The organism is Glutamicibacter sp. AOP38-B1-38 (assembly GCF_052377485.1).
Lineage (GTDB): Bacteria > Actinomycetota > Actinomycetes > Actinomycetales > Micrococcaceae > Glutamicibacter.
Genome location: NZ_JBQSWU010000004.1, coordinates 37,021 through 53,675 on the forward strand (window position 1 = coordinate 37,021; position 16,655 = coordinate 53,675).

At 57.7% G+C, this 16,655-nt stretch carries 14 protein-coding genes; 8 read left to right on the forward strand and 6 right to left on the reverse strand.

Going from position 1 to position 16,655, the window contains the following annotated elements; all coding sequences use genetic code 11:
• Positions 1-7: 7 nt before the first annotated feature.
• Entirely contained in the window at positions 8-595 is a 588-nt protein-coding gene (locus ACT3TP_RS03365) for a hypothetical protein (RefSeq protein WP_444619352.1), read from the reverse strand.
• Positions 596-770: 175 nt separating this feature from the next.
• On the opposite strand from ACT3TP_RS03365, the gene ACT3TP_RS03370 reads away from it, so the two are divergent.
• The 4 genes from ACT3TP_RS03370 to ACT3TP_RS03385 all read left to right on the forward strand — a co-directional run bounded on the left by ACT3TP_RS03370 (position 771) and on the right by ACT3TP_RS03385 (position 3,368).
• Positions 771-1,223, forward strand: coding sequence for an FHA domain-containing protein (locus tag ACT3TP_RS03370; RefSeq protein WP_105554321.1), 453 nt, complete (start codon positions 771-773; stop codon positions 1,221-1,223).
• A 75-nt stretch (positions 1,224-1,298) separates the two neighbouring features.
• On the forward strand, positions 1,299-2,054 hold the full coding sequence (gene ftsR, locus ACT3TP_RS03375) for a transcriptional regulator FtsR (protein ID WP_444619354.1): 756 nt from the start codon (positions 1,299-1,301) through the stop codon (positions 2,052-2,054).
• Between the two features lie 40 nt (positions 2,055-2,094).
• Positions 2,095-2,577, forward strand: coding sequence for a bifunctional nuclease family protein (locus ACT3TP_RS03380; RefSeq protein WP_105554319.1), 483 nt, complete (start codon positions 2,095-2,097; stop codon positions 2,575-2,577).
• Between the two features lie 200 nt (positions 2,578-2,777).
• Complete coding sequence (locus tag ACT3TP_RS03385; RefSeq protein WP_096284180.1) at positions 2,778-3,368, forward strand: MerR family transcriptional regulator; 591 nt, start codon at positions 2,778-2,780, stop codon at positions 3,366-3,368.
• 82 nt (positions 3,369-3,450) lie between these two features.
• On the opposite strand, the gene ACT3TP_RS03390 is transcribed toward ACT3TP_RS03385, so the two are convergent.
• Positions 3,451-4,272, reverse strand: a complete 822-nt coding sequence (locus tag ACT3TP_RS03390; RefSeq protein WP_444619357.1) for a ParA family protein — start codon at positions 4,270-4,272, stop codon at positions 3,451-3,453.
• Positions 4,273-4,621: 349 nt separating this feature from the next.
• Between ACT3TP_RS03390 and ACT3TP_RS03395 the strand changes: the two genes are divergently transcribed.
• Positions 4,622-8,074 (forward strand): pyruvate carboxylase, encoded by a 3,453-nt coding sequence (locus ACT3TP_RS03395; RefSeq protein ID WP_444619359.1) that lies wholly within the window; start codon positions 4,622-4,624, stop codon positions 8,072-8,074.
• A gap of 214 nt (positions 8,075-8,288) precedes the next feature.
• The gene (locus tag ACT3TP_RS03400; RefSeq protein ID WP_444619361.1) at positions 8,289-8,834 is read left to right on the forward strand and encodes a hypothetical protein; all 546 of its coding nucleotides are present in this window, start codon (positions 8,289-8,291) and stop codon (positions 8,832-8,834) included.
• Here the strand turns inward: ACT3TP_RS03400 and ACT3TP_RS03405 are convergent.
• The 3 genes from ACT3TP_RS03405 to ACT3TP_RS03415 all read right to left on the reverse strand — a co-directional run bounded on the left by ACT3TP_RS03405 (position 8,807) and on the right by ACT3TP_RS03415 (position 11,912).
• Positions 8,807-10,618: an AMP-dependent synthetase/ligase gene (locus ACT3TP_RS03405; RefSeq protein ID WP_096284173.1), complete on the reverse strand. Its 1,812-nt coding sequence runs from the start codon at positions 10,616-10,618 to the stop codon at positions 8,807-8,809. The two genes, ACT3TP_RS03400 and ACT3TP_RS03405, sit on opposite strands and share 28 nt — an antisense overlap.
• Before the next feature lie 107 nt (positions 10,619-10,725).
• Positions 10,726-11,100: a hypothetical protein gene (locus ACT3TP_RS03410; protein WP_444617038.1), complete on the reverse strand. Its 375-nt coding sequence runs from the start codon at positions 11,098-11,100 to the stop codon at positions 10,726-10,728.
• 53 nt (positions 11,101-11,153) lie between these two features.
• A complete protein-coding gene (locus tag ACT3TP_RS03415; protein ID WP_096284169.1) occupies positions 11,154-11,912 on the reverse strand; it encodes an alpha/beta hydrolase in 759 nt (252 codons plus the stop codon).
• Positions 11,913-12,039: 127 nt separating this feature from the next.
• Between ACT3TP_RS03415 and ACT3TP_RS03420 the strand changes: the two genes are divergently transcribed.
• Together ACT3TP_RS03420 and ACT3TP_RS03425 are read left to right on the forward strand one after the other, a co-directional pair.
• Complete coding sequence (locus tag ACT3TP_RS03420) at positions 12,040-12,711, forward strand: lysophospholipid acyltransferase family protein (protein WP_096284167.1); 672 nt, start codon at positions 12,040-12,042, stop codon at positions 12,709-12,711.
• Between the two features lie 99 nt (positions 12,712-12,810).
• Positions 12,811-14,202 carry a class II 3-deoxy-7-phosphoheptulonate synthase gene (locus tag ACT3TP_RS03425; protein ID WP_444619363.1) on the forward strand — a complete coding sequence of 464 codons (1,392 nt, stop codon included), beginning with the start codon at positions 12,811-12,813 and terminating at the stop codon, positions 14,200-14,202.
• 78 nt (positions 14,203-14,280) lie between these two features.
• On the opposite strand, the gene ACT3TP_RS03430 is transcribed toward ACT3TP_RS03425, so the two are convergent.
• Positions 14,281-16,551 (reverse strand): protein kinase domain-containing protein, encoded by a 2,271-nt coding sequence (locus ACT3TP_RS03430; protein ID WP_444619365.1) that lies wholly within the window; start codon positions 16,549-16,551, stop codon positions 14,281-14,283.
• Between the last annotated feature and the right edge of the window lie 104 nt (positions 16,552-16,655).

A 16,655-nucleotide genomic window follows, 5' to 3' on the forward strand; every position in this document is an offset into this window, starting at 1 on the left:
TTTTCGATCATTGTGCTTCATCGTGTGAGCTTGTGCGGCGCTGTGCTTCATGCTGCGCTTCAAGATCTTTGACGCGCGATCCCCGTCGACGCAAGATCATCCAGGTAATGAAGATGACCAAGAAGATGGCTGCGGCGCTGATGGCTCCAACTAGTGTGGCGCCGCCGAACCAGGTAGCGCCGGTATTCAAAATTGCCTGAGCCTTCTGCGCGGCATCCGAGCCGTTCCAGAAGATTCCAAGCGTCAGCCAATTGGGGAGTGCGAGAATGATTGCCAGGACCGCAATAACTCCACGCCATCGCCAGCTCAACTTGCGGAACCGAATCTGCCAAAGTACGAGAAGCGGGATCAATGTAAAGACGAACCCGAGAGAGAACCCCGAAATCCAGCCTCCGGTGGCTGATCCAATATTTTGGCTGGAAATTCGAGTTGCCCACCATACCGGCATAAATATCGTAGCGATCGCGTAAATTGCCAGGATAGTGAGAATTGCAAGCGAACCTAGTACGAGCCGTAGTTTCCAATTTGAGTGCTTATTGGTATGCGCGGATTCTCCGCGTGTTGCCGGTGCAATGGCATTAGAATTCTCTTCCATGCAGGAATCATTGCACGTTTGAGCATGCCAAGCATTGAAAATGTGTAATTTCGTGTTATCTCTTGAGCGTTGAGTAGGCTAATCTGGAGATAGTCTGGTGCAAACCACCAAACACCCGTTTAACCGAAGGTCGTCAAGCGCGAGCTTGAGAGCAAATTTTCTTGGAGGACCCCAAATGTCTGAACATGGGCCGGTTGACCCGCACAACGAGTCTGCCTCCGAAACGACCAATATCTCCTTGCCGGCAGCTCACAAGACTGCAGAGCCCTCGGTAATTTATCCCCTGTCCGAGGACGAACGCGCAGCGGTCTCAGCACTTCCTGAGGGATCTGCGCTACTGATTGCCCATACCGGACCTAATAAGGGAGCCCGCTTCCTGCTGGATACCAATTCCAGCATTGCCGGTCGCCACCCGGATGCGGACATTTTCTTGGACGATGTTACGGTTTCTCGGCGGCACGCAAAGTTTGAGCGCGTTGGCGACATCTTCAAGCTCACCGACATTGGTTCATTGAATGGAACCTACATCAACGGCGACCGTATCGACTCGGTGACTTTGGCTAACGCGGTACAGGTGCAGATCGGTAAGTTCCGTCTGAATTTCTACCAGAGCGTACCTAACGTTTAAACTAGTGAAGAACTAGTTTCCTGGCAGCCTCGCAAGCGGCTGTCAATCCGCTTAACTACTTGAGGAGATTCTCCTTTGCCAATCTTTGATGCAGCCCGTAGCCCACGACTCGAGGCAATACGCCACGAGAACGTGAGGGCGGCAGCACTGAATATCGGCGAGGTGCTCTCTGAACTGAAAGACGAATTCCCACGGGTAACCGCCTCCAAGATTCGATTCTTGGAGGACAGGGGATTGATTATCCCGCAGCGCACCTCGGCCGGATATCGAAAATATTCCGCCTCCGATGTGAGTCGACTTCGTTTCATTCTCTCAGTACAGCGCGATCAGTACTTGCCGCTAAAGGTCATCAAGGACCATCTCGATGCCATCGACCGTGGTGAAGCTCCCGCAGCATTGCCCGGTGGAGCGCCCACAGCGCCGCAGGCAGTCAATAGCGATATGGTTGAGGCAGTCGACCGTCATTCGCGTCCTGTCTCCCTAGCGGAGCTGCAGGGGCTGACCGGAGCAAGCGAAGAGCTCGTCCATGAGCTAGTTAACTTTGGCCTGGTCGAGCCTGAATCGGGCAAATTCGATGCCCACTGCGTGCGGGTCACCAAGTCCGCCGTCGATCTCTCCAATCACGGTATTGAGCCTCGCCACCTTCGCCAGTTCCGTACCGCTGCAGAACGCGAGTTCTCCTTGATCGAGTCCATCATTGGTGCGGACTTGAAAAAGCCTGAAGTTTCCGCGCGCGCGAGGGCAACCGAAGAAGCTCAAGAAATCTCGCGACAGTGCCTAGAGCTTCATGAAGCGCTCGTGCAGCGTGCGATTTCGCAGCTTGATCGCTAGGCTGATAGCAGGAACGAGTTCGCAACGCTAGGGGGAGTGCATGCTTGAACTAGAATTTGCCGGTATTCGGATTCAGCTTCCATCGAATCAGCCGCTGCTGCTACTTAAGCGTCATGAGCAGAATTTGTATCTCCCTCTCTGGATTGGCGCACCCGAAGCGTCCGCTATCGCCATGTCGGAACAGGGGCTCACCCCGCCAAGACCGATGACTCACGATCTGATAGTTAACATGCTCGAAGCTCTTGAAGTGAGACTTGTGCGAATCGAGATCGTCTCGGTGCAGAATGCAATTTTCACCGCGGAGCTGGTGCTCTCCAACGGCAAGCGCGTCGACTCGCGGTCTTCTGACGCAGTTGCGCTGGCGGTACGTACGCAATGCCCGATCCTGTGCACCGAAGAAGTCATGGAATCAGCGGGGGTCGCCATCGAAATCGAGTCCGAAGACGAAGAGCTTCCCGAGGAACAAATGCGTGAATTCAGAGAGTTCCTTGACAATATTGACCCCGAAGATTTCTCGGCTTAGCTGGTCTTCGGCTCGCCATTTGCGACACGCCTTAAAGTTAAGCTTGAAGGTCTTTGACCAACGCCCCTTATAGCCGTACCGTCGAAGCATAGAGAAAATTCCTGTTGACCGATACTAGGTTCGTCATCACCCGCACCGGTCAGTCGCATGAAATTCTCTGGCCTCTCAATTGAATGAGCTTACACGCTAGGAGTATTTGGATGGAGTCTAGCCAGACCGGTCCTCGCCATGGGACCACCGGTGGCGTTCAGCGATCCAATACCCAAGGTTTGCTCTTCACTGATGATCTGCCCGAGCTGGATGAACATGCCGGCTACCGGGGACCAGTTGTATGCAAGGCTGCCGGGATTACCTACCGACAGCTGGACTACTGGGCTCGTACTGGTCTGGTTGAACCGGCGGTCCGTGAAGCCAAAGGATCCGGTACTCAGCGCCTGTATTCGTTCCGCGATATCCTGGTCCTGAAAGTGGTTAAGCGCCTGTTGGACACCGGCGTCTCGCTGCAGCAGATCCGCACAGCGGTAAGCCATCTCCGCGAACGTGGTGTGGAAGATCTGGCCCAGATTACCTTGATGAGCGATGGCGCTTCGGTTTACGAGTGCACCAGTGCCGACGAAGTCATAGACCTGGTCCAGGCCGGTCAGGGTGTCTTCGGTATCGCCGTTGGCCGAGTATGGCGCGAAGTTGAAGGAACGTTGGCAATGCTGCCATCGGAAAGCACGGGGGACCAGTTGGTCACCGATGAGCTCGCTTCCCGACGCGCTGCCAAGGCCGCCCGTAACGTTAGCTGAATAGTACCTAGAATTGCGAAAGCTTCGGCTCGAACAAACTTCCATAAGTTTGTTCGAGCCGAAGCTTTCTTGTTTCTAAACCCTAGGACTGTGCGTTCTGCGTCGGCGCCGAGGACATGAGGTCCTTGAGTAGCGCATCGAACTGAGAAAGCATTGGGGCAGTGGCTTTGCTTGGCCACTGATGCACTGAATATGCTGCGCCCTGAATCTGTTGCCATTCTGGGTGCTCGGGGATCTCCGGCTTCACCATGGAATCGCCGAACATCTGGCGCATCTCGTTGACTCGGAACGTATGCTCGGCTGAATCCTTGCGCACGCGGTTGGCTACGACGCTAACCGGGCCTAGGGACGGAGCGAATTCGCGGCGGAAGAGTTCAAGCGCGCGCTGTGTGCGTTCGGTTCCAGCTACTGAGAACAAGCTTGGCTCAGCGACGAGCAATAACTGATCTGAAGCGCTCCATGCCATGCGGGTTAGACCGTTAAGCGATGGTGGGCAATCGATAAGTACTAGCTGGTATCCGCTGGTGCGGCTCAATAGCTGCGACAGACGGCGCAAATCTCGAGTACGAAGATCTGGGCGATCATAAATTCCGGTGAACGCGTCGCCCACGGCGACATCGAGTACCGGAATTCGTGTGCGCGATTTCTTTTCGGCAGCTTTAGACTGCCATGCGCTGGCTGCGACATTATCTTGAAGTCGCGCACGACGAACATTCTTGAGCATTTGCCCAATTGGCTGTTTGCCGTTGACTCGGGCGCCTAAGCCGGTGCTCGCGTCTGCATGCGGATCTAAATCGATCACGAGCGTCGGAATTCCGGCTGCGAGTGCTGCTGAGGCCAATCCGAGTGTTACGGAGGTTTTTCCTACGCCACCCTTGAGGCTGCTGATGCTCACTACATGCACGGACCAGACCACGCCTTTCACTGCTTGCTGATTAAACGTCCCACCGAATATTTAGTCTCTCTTTATCATAGTGTGCCACGCGGTATTTCCCCGACTCCGCAACGTGGGATTTTTAGCACGGATGTAACCATGTCATAAAAACTGTATGCAGACGCTAGTAAGTCATGTGGTCAGACCACTGAGCGAAATGTTTGGTAATTGTGCACCCCGTCACGGTAGGGTATCCACAGCAGCGGTTAAAAATATCCGTTATGCGAGGCCCTACACCCAGGAAAATGGGAACGAAGCGTCCCACGAAGGACGCTTCCCCGTCTTCCAAATGGGTGTGCTGAATCGATGTAGGGAAACTATGTTTGAGAAAATCTTGGTCGCCAACCGCGGTGAGATTGCAATTCGTGCTTTCCGCGCTGGTTACGAACTAGGCGCAAAAACAATTGCCGTCTACCCATATGAAGATCGTAACTCGATCCACCGCCAGAAAGCTGGAGAGGCCTACCAGATTGGCGAAGAGGGCCACCCGGTTCGCGCCTACCTGGACATTGACGAAATCGTCCGCGTCGCCAAAGAAGCCGGCGCTGACGCGATTTACCCAGGTTACGGATTCCTTTCGGAGAACCCAGACCTGGCCCGCAAGGCTGCAGAAAACGGCATTAAGTTCATCGGTCCAAAGGCGGACGTGCTTGAACTGGCCGGAAACAAGGTCGCTGCGCTGAAGGCAGCGCGCAAGGCCGGCATCCCGGTATTGGAATCCTCCGAACCGAGCGACGACGTTGACTTCCTCCTAGCCGAGGCCGACCGCATTGGCTTCCCGATCTTCGTCAAGGCAGTTGCCGGCGGTGGCGGCCGCGGCATGCGCCGTGTCGACAAGCGCGAAGACCTGCCCGAGCTAATGGGTGCGGCAATGCGCGAAGCCGGTACCGCCTTTGGCGATCCGACCGTATTCCTGGAGCAGGCAGTCCTTCGCCCGCGTCACATTGAGGTGCAGATCCTCGCCGATGAGCAGGGCAATGTGGTGCACCTGCATGAGCGTGACTGCTCCTTGCAGCGCCGTCACCAGAAGGTCGTCGAGATCGCTCCGGCGCCGAACCTGGATGAGTCCATCCGTCAGGCGCTGTTCCGTGACGCCGTGAAGTTTGCGCAGACCCTCGGCTACCAGAACGCTGGTACCGTCGAATTCCTGGTCGACACCGTCGGTGAGCGGGCAGGACAGCACGTGTTCATCGAAATGAACCCGCGTATCCAGGTGGAGCACACGGTTACCGAAGAAGTCACTGATATTGACCTCGTCCAGGCTCAGATGCGTATCGCCTCCGGTGAATCGCTGAGCGATCTTGAGATCAGCCAGGACAACATCCAGGTTCGTGGTTGGGCACTGCAGTCGCGCATCACCACTGAGGACCCGGCAAATGGCTTCCGACCAGATGTGGGAACCATTACCGTTTACCGTTCTGCTGGTGGTTCCGGCGTGCGTCTTGATGGCGGCACCATCTACGCCGGCGCAGAGGTTTCCCCGCACTTTGACTCCATGCTGGTTAAGCTCACCTGTCGTGGCCGCGACTACAAGACCGCCGTCGCACGCGCACGCCGTGCGCTGGCCGAATTCCGCGTCCGTGGTGTCGCCACCAACATTCCGTTCATCCAGAATGTTCTCAACGATCCACAGTTCATCGCCGGAGACGTCGCGACCGACTTCATTGACTCGCGCCCGGATCTGCTGACCGGTAACGAATCTCAGGACCGCGGCACCAAGGCACTGAACTACCTGGCTCACGTGACCGTCAACAAGCCTAACGGCGAACGCATCGATGGCATAGATCCACGCAAGAAGCTTCCGAGCTTCCCGGGGGACAAATCCTCCGAGCCGGAGCGTTCGCCATTCGACGGCCCTTCGAAATCGGTAGCACCTCCGGCAGGCTGGCGCCAGAAGCTGTTGGATCTGGGTCCTGAAGGTTTTGCCAAGGCGCTGCGCGACGCGAAGGCCGTGGGTGTTACCGACACCACCTTCCGCGACGCGCACCAGTCATTGCTAGCCACTCGCGTGCGTACCCGAGATCTGCTCGCCGCTGCGCCTGCCTACGCCCATACCGTGCCGCAGTTGTTCTCCATGGAAGTCTGGGGAGGCGCGACCTACGATGTCTCGCTTCGATTCCTGGGCGAAGATCCGTGGAAGCGTCTAGAGCTGCTGCGTGCCGAACTGCCGAATATCCCGCTGCAGATGCTGCTGCGTGGCCGTAATACCGTAGGTTACACCCCGTACCCCACCGAGGTCACCGACGCGTTCGTAAAGCAGGCCGCGAAGAGTGGCATCGACATCTTCCGCATCTTCGATGCGTTGAACGATGTCTCGCAGATGGCTCCGGCCATCAAGGCTGTGCGCGAAACCGGAACCGCCGTCGCCGAGGTGGCCCTGTGCTACACCGGCAACCTGCTCGATTCCAACGAGAAGCTGTACACCCTTGATTACTACCTGAACCTGGCTCAGCAGATCATCGATGCCGGTGCACACATCATCGCGATCAAGGATATGGCAGGACTGCTGCGTCCGGCCGCCGCAAAGAAGCTGGTCACCGCGTTGCGCGAACGCTTCGACGTGCCGGTTCACCTGCATACCCATGACACCTCTGGCGGACAGCTTGCTACCCTGATGGCAGCGATCGATGCCGGCGTGGATGCAGTGGATGTGGCTTCGGCTGCGATGGCCGGCACCACCAGCCAGCCTTCTGCCTCCGCCCTCGTGGCAGCGCTTGAGCACACCGAACGCGATTCAGGGCTTTCCTTGGACGCGGTAGCTTCGCTGGAACCGTACTGGGAAGCGGTGCGCGCGATGTACAAGCCGTTCGAATCCGGACTGCCTGCACCAACCGGGCGCGTCTACCAGCATGAAATTCCGGGTGGACAGCTCTCGAACCTTCGTCAGCAGGCCATCGCACTGGGACTGGGCGAGCGTTTCGAGGCCATCGAATCCATGTATGCCTCGGTCAACGCCATGCTCGGAAACGTGGTCAAGGTGACCCCGTCCTCCAAGGTCGTTGGCGATCTGGCATTGCAGCTGGTCGGCTCCGGCGTACCGGCGGCAGATTTCGAAGCCAATCCGCAGAACTTCGACATCCCGGATTCGGTCATCCAGTTCCTCTCGGGTGAGCTGGGCAATCCTCCGGGAGGATGGCCAGAGCCATTCCGCACCAAGGCATTGCAGGGCCGCAGCGTGCGCCCACGGGTTGAAGAGCTCTCGGACGAAGATTCGGCGGCGCTCAATGCCGATGACGAGACGATCCGTGCGACCTTGAACCGCTTGCTCTTTGCCGGTCCGACCCGCGACTTCGAGAAGTCCGTGGAGAACTACGGCGACCTGTCCGTGCTGCACACCCGCGACTACCTCTTCGGCCTGACCCCAGAGGTCGAGCGCGTGGTGTCCCTTGGTACCGGTGTGCGCCTGCTGGTGAAGCTGATCTCGGTATCCGAAGCCGATGAGAAGGGCTTGCGCACCGTGGTGTTCTCGCTCAATGGCCAGTCGCGCCAGATCAAGGTGCGTGACGAATCGGTCGAGTCGACGGTGAAGAGTGCGCCAAAGGCCGATCCGACCAATTCGGGCCACGTGGCGGCACCGTTCGCCGGTGCCGTGACGGTCAACGTCAAGGTCGGCGACCTGATCGAAGCAGGCCAATCGGTAGCAACCATCGAAGCGATGAAGATGGAAGCTGGCATCACGGCCAACGCTTCGGGTGTCGTTTCGCAGGTAACGTTGGACGGAACCAGCCAGGTGCAGGGCGGCGACCTGCTGCTCGTCATCGAACCCAAGTAAGTCAACGAAGGCGCAGCATTCGCTGAGCAATAGGTGTGGCCCCGGGGACTTTGAACTGGTCCTTGGGGCCACACCTTTTGCACATTGGCATCAATGCGCTTGGGCGCGGTCCACCGGAGTAGTGCACCAACGGGCAGTTGTGGCACTATGCTCTCTGACGGCTTCGGTTTCACCAAGAAGTCCGGAGAGCTCAAATTCTTGTTCAAGGAGAGACATGAGGATAGCGCGTAAGTCAGGTCCGACGCTGAAGCCAGCCGCGTTGCGGGCGAAAGCCATCGCGGCGGGCAAAGTGCGGGAGAACTTGAAAATTACCGTCTTCGCGCTTAGTGCGGCACTGCCGGCCGCAGAACTTGCCGTGTTTCTTGAAGGCCAGTTGGCGCAGCTGACGCTGAACTCGCAGGTCCGCGTCGCGGGTCCCGAACGAGTCAAGGCAGCCCTTGCCGGACGCTTCAACGAGGCCGACGTGCTGGTTGTGGTGGGCGATGGCTCCGCAACTGCAGAGCCTGCACTGATGGAGCTAGTGCAGTGGCTACTGCTCAACGGCCGAACGGCATTGGCCGAGAACCTGGTGTACGTGCAGCTCGGCGCGAGAACGTCTGCCACCCCGGCGCCGGTCTTCGAACGGGTTGTGCTCCCAATGAATTTTGCCGAACAGACACAGCAAAGCGGCCGCAGGTTGCCCTGGGCCGCTGCATCCCACGAATCGTGGGAACTTGCCGATGCTGTATTGAACTATGCGACGGGCTTATCTGCCGAATAGATTTCGTCGATGACTGCTTCGTAATCCTTGAAGACCACGGCGCGCTTGATCTTCATAGAAGGGGTCAGATGTCCGGAGGATTCGGTGAAGTCCGTTGGGACAATCCGGAAGGCCTTGATCGCCTCTGCCCGGCTGACCGAGGTATTGGCTTTGTCGATGAGGCTCTGCACATGGGTCTTTACCTGGTCGAGGTTGCTGACTTCTTCCACGGTCAGGGCGGTATCGAGCTGGTGGCGCTCCAACCAACCATGCAATGCCTCTGGGTCCAAGGTGACCAGAGCCGAAATGAACGGCCGGCCATCGCCTAAGACAACACACTGGGAGACCAGCGAATCGGCGCGAATCTGGTCCTCAAGCAGTGCAGGAATTACATTCTTGCCACTGGCAGTAACGATGATTTCCTTCTTGCGCCCGGTGATTCTCAAGAATCCGTCGGCATCCAGCTCGCCAACATCTCCGGTGCGGAACCAGCCGTCGACGAAGGTTTCGGCTTCCAACTCGGGGCGGTTGTGGTAACCGCGCATGACACAGATGCCCTTGGCTAGAATCTCGCCATCCTCTGCGATGCGCACAGCGTTGCCCGGCAGCGGTGGGCCCACCGTGCCGATCTTGATGCGATCGATGGTGTTCACGGTGATCGGAGCCGTAGTCTCGGTCAGCCCGTAGCCTTCGAGGACAGTCAGCCCGATCCCGTGGAAGAAATGACCGAGGCGTTCTCCTAGTGGTGCACCGCCGGAGACTGCATGGCGAATGTTTCCGCCCATCGCTGCGCGCAACTTGCTGTACAGCAGGGCATCGAACAGCTTGTGCTTTAGCTTAAGGACCAGTGGAACCTTGCCGGCGCCTTGGGCTTTGGAATATGCAACGGCAACATCCACGCCGGCATGGAAGATTTTGCCCTTGCCGGCGTCTTCGGCCTTGAGCATCGAAGAGTTGTAGACCTTTTCGAAGACTCGCGGCACCGCGAGGATGAAGTTTGGCTTGAATGATTGTAAATCAGGCAAGAGATTTTTGACATCCGGGGTGTGTCCCACGCGGCAACCGGCGGAAACTGCAAGTACCGAGATGTACCGGGCGAACACGTGCGCCAGCGGCAAGAACATGATCGTCGCGGCACCCGGATATACGCACTGCGGAAGTTCAGCTGCAGCATTTTCGGATAGCTCAACAAAGTTTCCGTGGGTAAGTTCGCAACCTTTGGGGCGTCCGGTGGTGCCCGAGGTGTAAATCAGGGTGGCCACGTCGTTCAGCGTGGCCGAGGTGCGTCGTTCTTCTAACTCTTCGTCACTAACATTTTCGCCTGCCTTGCGCAGCTCATCGAGGCCACCTTCGAATTGCCAGATGTTGTCCAAGGATTCGAGGGTTTCTTGATGGGCCGCCTGACGGACGACGTTTTCGTGGTTGGGCGATTCAACGACCATGGCACAGGCTTCGGAATCGGCGACGATCCAAGCGACCTGGCTGGGGGAGGAGGTTTCGTAGATGGGCACGGTGATGCATCCCGCGTACCAGATAGCGAAGTCAACGAGTGTCCACTCATAGCGGGTACGGGCCATGAGCCCGATGCGTGAGCCCTGCTCAATGCCGGAGGCGATGAAACCACGCGCGATGGCCGAGGCATCGGCTGCGAACTGCGATGCGGTGATGTCCTGCCAAGCCCCACTGGCGGTCGGCACGGAGAATAAGGCAGGATTCGCTGCCGAATTTGCATGTCGTAGGAGCAGATCGGTGATGTTCGAATTTTCCGGCGAGTGGATGCGAAGTGGCGAGCTAAATTCGCGCATCTGGTACTCAACTCCTGTGGTAAGTGTCCTAGGTTATAACGCCTCGTAAGCTGCGTCACATTTATATTACTCGATAGTAACGTAGCCGTTGCAGTGTTCCAAGTCGATTAGACCTTTGCCCCATCATCTCCCGGATCGCGCTGAGTCGGTAGTCTTCGCAGCAGGTAAAAAATGCCAAGAATCGCCGCCGCGGCCAAACCGAGATAAATAAACCCCGGTGCACTTCGGAAAAAGATCACGCAAAACAGCAATCCAAAGGGTCCGCCGGCGGCGCCTACCCATGCCAAATTCAACATTGGATCGCCACTGCCCAGCGCGGCTGGCTCTTCAGGAACGAATTCGTCGGGAGTATCGACTGGTTCATAGTCGCGTGGTCCGCGAGCGAGCGGCCCGGTGTTAAACAGCTTGTCCAAGTGGGTGGCACGTTCGGCAGCGCTTGGCTCGCGAGGAGCTTGCGCGTCGAGACTTTTGAAATTCTCCACCAACTGATCCCAGCGCGGGTCCTCGGCTTTTGAAGGCTCGTTCTCTGCAGGGCTCATTGGGCCTCTTCCCGTGCCGCGACGTCAGTAATGAAGCGCAGCGATTCTTTGAAAATCTTCGGCGCATCATAATCCAATGTCGCCACATGCCTACTACGTGATAACGCAATTCGCTCGCGCAGAATTCCCGGCCCGAGCCCGTTGAGCAAGGCATGAACGGATGCATCCGAAACCACGTTGTCCACGGCGGAACGGAGCAACTGTACTGGGGCGGCCACCAATGGCAGCCGAGCACGCGTCTGCGCGAAGAGCTTGTACACCTCATGTACTGCCGCAACCGGCGTCCGTTCGTAGGCATTCTCGTCGGCCCCGGGATAAGCAATGTCATTGCTTATCGGAGCGACGGTCCGAACCACTCGGCGCAGATAGCCCGCGTAGGGAGCAACCGGCGAATCGATGACCAGCCCGGGGTTCACCAGAGACACTCCGCTGACATTACGGCGTGATGCGAGATGCAGTGCCAACGCTCCGCCCATCGACAGCCCGGCGACAAAAACATGTTGATGCGCGGACGCCAAGTCATCGAAGGTATCCTCCGTCGCCTGGATCCACTGTCCGTAGGGTCGGCCGATCAGGTCCTGCCAGCGTGTCTCATGTCCGGGAAGTATAGGAACGCTCGTGTGTACACCATGGCGCTGCAACGAGTCGGCCCATGGGCGCATGGCCGTCGTGGAGCCGGTGAAACCGTGGATCAGCAATACAGCCACGTCCGAAACGGACTCGGATTCCGGGACCAAGGAAGTATCTTTCATCATGTGCACCCCTAAAATTCAACGGTTCACTGTCGAGCGTAGTGCACAATTGTATGGTGTGGGCTAAGGCGCCGTCCGGTTGTCTCCCGCGCAAAGCTGTTCGAAGACGAGAATAAGGAAATGCCACCCCGTGCTCTACGACTTTCTTAAACGGTTCGCGGTCCGGCCATTGTTGCGTATCTTCTTCAAGATCGATCTCCAAGGCATCGAAAATATCCCCGAACAAGGTGCCGCGATCCTCGCCTCGAACCACCTGTCGGTCAGTGATTCGGTCTTCTTGCCCGCGAGTCTTGAGCGCCCGGTTATTTTTCTCGCGAAGGACGACTACTTCAACGGCAGAGGGCCCAAAGGACGCTTCGTCGCCTGGTTCTTCCGCAATATTAATCAGCTACCGATGGACCGTTCCGGCGGCAAAGGCTCCGCCGCCTCACTGGACAGCGCCAACCGTGCGCTGCGAGAAGGCAAGTTGCTAGGGATCTACCCGGAAGGCACGCGTTCGCCTGATGGCAGGCTTTACCGAGCCAAGCTGGGAGTCGCGAAACTCGCCATGGAATCTGGTGCTCCAGTCATTCCGGTCGCCATGATCGGCACAGACAGGGTTCAACCTATCGGGCAAGGTATCCCGCGTCCGGGTCGTATCGGGATCCGCGTCGGAGAACCCCTGGACTTCAGCAGGTATGCCGAACAGGTCGATGACCCGCAGACGCTGCGTCACGTGGCAGACGAAATCCGCAAGGCCATCAACGAGCTTTCCGGGCAGAACTATGTCGACGTTTATGCCCCGAAGAAAATCAAAAAATAGTTGTTCGCGCAATACGCCGGACTTCCAGAATCCGTGTGTTACGTCGAGTTGTTACATTCATCGCGGTGCTTTGATGCTCGCGGACGTAGAATTGTTAAGGTGAGCGAAGAAAACCGAACCCCATTGCCTGGCTCTTCTGTAGCCGGCCCCGCCACCGACCCTCAACTTGATGCGTGGCGTGATTTGCCTATTGCCCAACAGCCCACCTGGCGTGAGCACCCGGACTATAGTGCCTCGATATCCGAACTGGGTTCACGTCCACCACTGGTATTTGCCGGTGAAGTGGATGTCCTCCGCGAACGCCTAGCCGCCGCAGCGCAGGGTAAAGCCTTCCTGCTGCAGGGTGGCGACTGTGCCGAGACCTTCGACGCGGCGACCGCGGATAAGATCTCAGCGCGTGTGAAGACCATTTTGCAGATGGCCGTTGTGCTTACCTATGGTGCTTCGATGCCAGTGATCAAGATGGGACGCATGGCGGGCCAGTTCGCTAAGCCACGTTCCTCAAATGATGAGACTCGCGATGGCGTGACCTTGCCGGCCTTCCGCGGTGACATCGTCAACGGCTATGACTTCACCCCCGAGTCCCGTGCACGTGATCCAAAGCGTCTGGTGCAGGCCTACAACACCTCATCGGCAACGCTGAACCTGATCCGCGCATTCACCCAGGGTGGATTCGCAGACTTGCGCAGCGTGCATTCGTGGAATGCCGGCTTCATGGCTAACCCTGCGCACTCTGCTTACGAACAGCTTGCCGGAGAGATCGACTCTGCCATCCGCTTCATGGATGCCTGCGGAGCCGACTTCGAAGCGCTGAAGCGCACCGAATTCTTCGCTTCCCACGAGGCATTGCTGCTGGACTACGAGCGTGCCTTGACCCGTACCGATTCGCGTACCGGTCAGCCGTATGACACTTCGGGACACTTCTTGTGGATCGGCGAACGCACCCGCCAGTTGGATCACGCACATGTGGACTTCCTGTCACGCGTGCGTAACCCGATCGGCGTCAAGCTTGGCCCGAACACCTCGCCAGACGATGCGCTGGAACTGATCGAGAAGCTGGATCCAAACCGGGAACCAGGGCGATTGACCTTCATTACCCGAATGGGTGCGCAGAACATTCGCGAAAAGCTGCCAAATTTGGTCGAGAAGGTCACCGCCTCCGGCGCCCAGATACTGTGGGTAACCGACCCGATGCACGGAAACACCGTCACCAGCGAGAACGGCTACAAGACCCGCAAATTCGACGATGTCATGGACGAAGTCCGTGGATTCTTTGAGGTCCACGATTCGCTGGGCACCTTCCCAGGTGGCCTGCACGTGGAAATGACCGGTGACGACGTGGCCGAGTGCCTCGGCGGTGCCGATCCGATCCGCCAGGAACAGTTCGATGACCTCTATGAGTCGGTCTGTGACCCACGCCTGAACCACAAGCAGTCCCTGGAAATGGCATTCTTGGTTTCCAGTGCGCTGCAGAGCCGTGGTCGTCGCTAAACGCCCGTGGCACTAAATATCTCTGGCTTCCCGCAATCGCGGGAAGCCAGAGATATTTAAACGAGCGAAGCCTTTGGTTTAGAACGCGTAAAGGCTGACTTCACTGCCGCGTACGGCGCGCTGGTTCAGTGGCGTCTGCATGCGTACCGTGTCCGAGAAGCCGCCAAGCACCGATCGCGTCGAGACGGTGAATCCGGCTTCCTCAAGCGTTGCACTCGCCTCGGCCAGGCTTTGACCGATCACCGACGGCACCTGAAGGTATTCTGGCCCCTTGGACACATGAACGGTGACCGTGCTGCCAAACTCAACGGACTGTTGCCGCGGGCTCTGATCCGCGACCAACCCCTGGTCAACTGTTGACGAGTACTGCTGCTCGCCGAGCTTCAGCTTCAAGCCGACTTCGCTCAGTGCCTGCTCGGCGCGCTCCAGTGACATCCCCGCGAGGTTAGGAATCTGCACCGGTGCCGGACCTCGCGAGATCGCCAAAGTCACGGTGTTTTTCCGCCCCGCCACTTCACCGGCGGTCGGCGAACTTGAAATGACCTGTCCCTTAGCGATGGAGGAGGAATACTCCTGGCTCGTCTTCACTTTGGTCAATCCCAGATCCGAAAGTTGCTCGGTGGCGTTCGCCTCAGTCACTCCTTCGAGCGCCGGAATTTCGAAGAGCTCCGGGCCGCGAGAAATCAGTAAATCGACGCCCTGAAACTTCATCATGCTTTCGCCGGTGCTCGGCTGGGATTGCACTACGCGGCCGACAGCGATCTCATCGTCATAGACCGAGTCCACCCGTACCGGCACGCCTTGCTCATCAAATTGGGCGACAACTTGGTTTTGCAACATTCCGGTCAGCGATGGGATGCGAATAATGGTTCCCGGGCCGCGGCCGAAGAACCATGCACCGGCAACGACTAATGCGATGATAAAAATGAGTACCACCAAGATCACCGAACGCCTTCCGGCAGATTTAGGGTTCACCAGTTGGTGGGTGGGTATTTGCGCGGTCTTGCGCCATTGTTTCGCCGCACGTTTTTGCTCCTGCTTCTGCGCGCGAGCTGAACCATGAGTAATTGCTGGTGCCACGGGTTTCTCAGCCACCAAAGCTGAATCGTCGAACCCAGCTAAATCATCGCGTGAATAAGCCGCGGTGGCATTCGTTGCCGGTAACGGCTGGACCGGATCGCCGGGGGACAGCTGAGGCGTCACAGTGGTGGGCTGGGCCTCTCGAAGGTCCAATACTTCGGTTGCTTGAGAGGTGCTGATGACCGTGGTGGCCTCTTCGAGGGGAACCGCAGAGTAGTCTTCGGTCGTCGAAGCGGCCGTCTCGCCGAGCGTATTTTCGTTCAACCACCACGGTTGGCGTTGTTCGTCACGGTAACGCTGCCACTCGTCTAGTCGTTGCTGCACAGTGGTAGGCATTGCTTCGGCAGCCAATGGGGCCAAGTCCGAAATCTGACCTAGCGAATCGGCGTCAAGATCGAGCTCCTCATCGGTCAGCGTGGAACGGATCTGGATGACATCGTCGAGCAAGAAGCCCGCATTCTGCGGACGGAGATCCGGATCTTTTTCTGTGCAGCAGCGCACCAGTTCATCGAGATCTTCGCTGAGCCCTGGAACCATTGTGGAAGGCAACGGCATCGGCGAATCGAGATGTTGCTTCATCATTGCTGCTGGGTTGGATACCGGGAATGGCAGCTGACCGGTGAGCATTTGATAGATCATGATTCCAACGGCGTAAATGTCGCTACGCGAATCGGAGGGCGCCCCTGAAACTAGCTCGGGGGAGACATGGGAGAGCGTGGCGACGAGCGTCCCGGACTGAGTATGCGCGCTGGCCGCACGAGCCAGACCAAAGTCGGTGATTTTGATTTCGCCAGTATCTGAAAGTAAAACGTTTGCCGGTTTCATATCCCGGTGCACGATGCCTTCGAGGTGCGCGGCACGTAGGCCGCTGCAGATTCGTTCGAGAACGCTTAGCATCTGCCGTGGAGTAAACCGTCCACGTTCCTCGATAACTTGGGCAAGATTGCGTCCGCGAACGTACTCCATCACCAGATACACGTGACTGCCGGAAACGGCGTGGTCACGGATGGACACCACGTTCGGGTGGGAGATGTTCGCGGCGATAATAGCTTCGGACTCGAACCGTTCGCGGACCATCGATTCGCTAGCGTAGTTCTCGTCCAGTACCTTGACGGCCACAGACCGGTGCAAATTCTGATCCATCGCCCGGTATACCCGTGACATCCCACCGAGCGCGATCAGCGTATCTAGCCGATAGCGGTGACCAATTACTTGTCCGACGAGCGAGTCTGGTCGATCCGGGCTAATCAAAGAAAACTCCTGCCACAAGGGAGCACTGATGGCGAGTCTGGGACACGACCTTGCTCCTTTCGAACACAGATACTAAGTGTAGGTTACTCAGCTGGCCTGAGAATTTCACGGGTTAAAGTCGA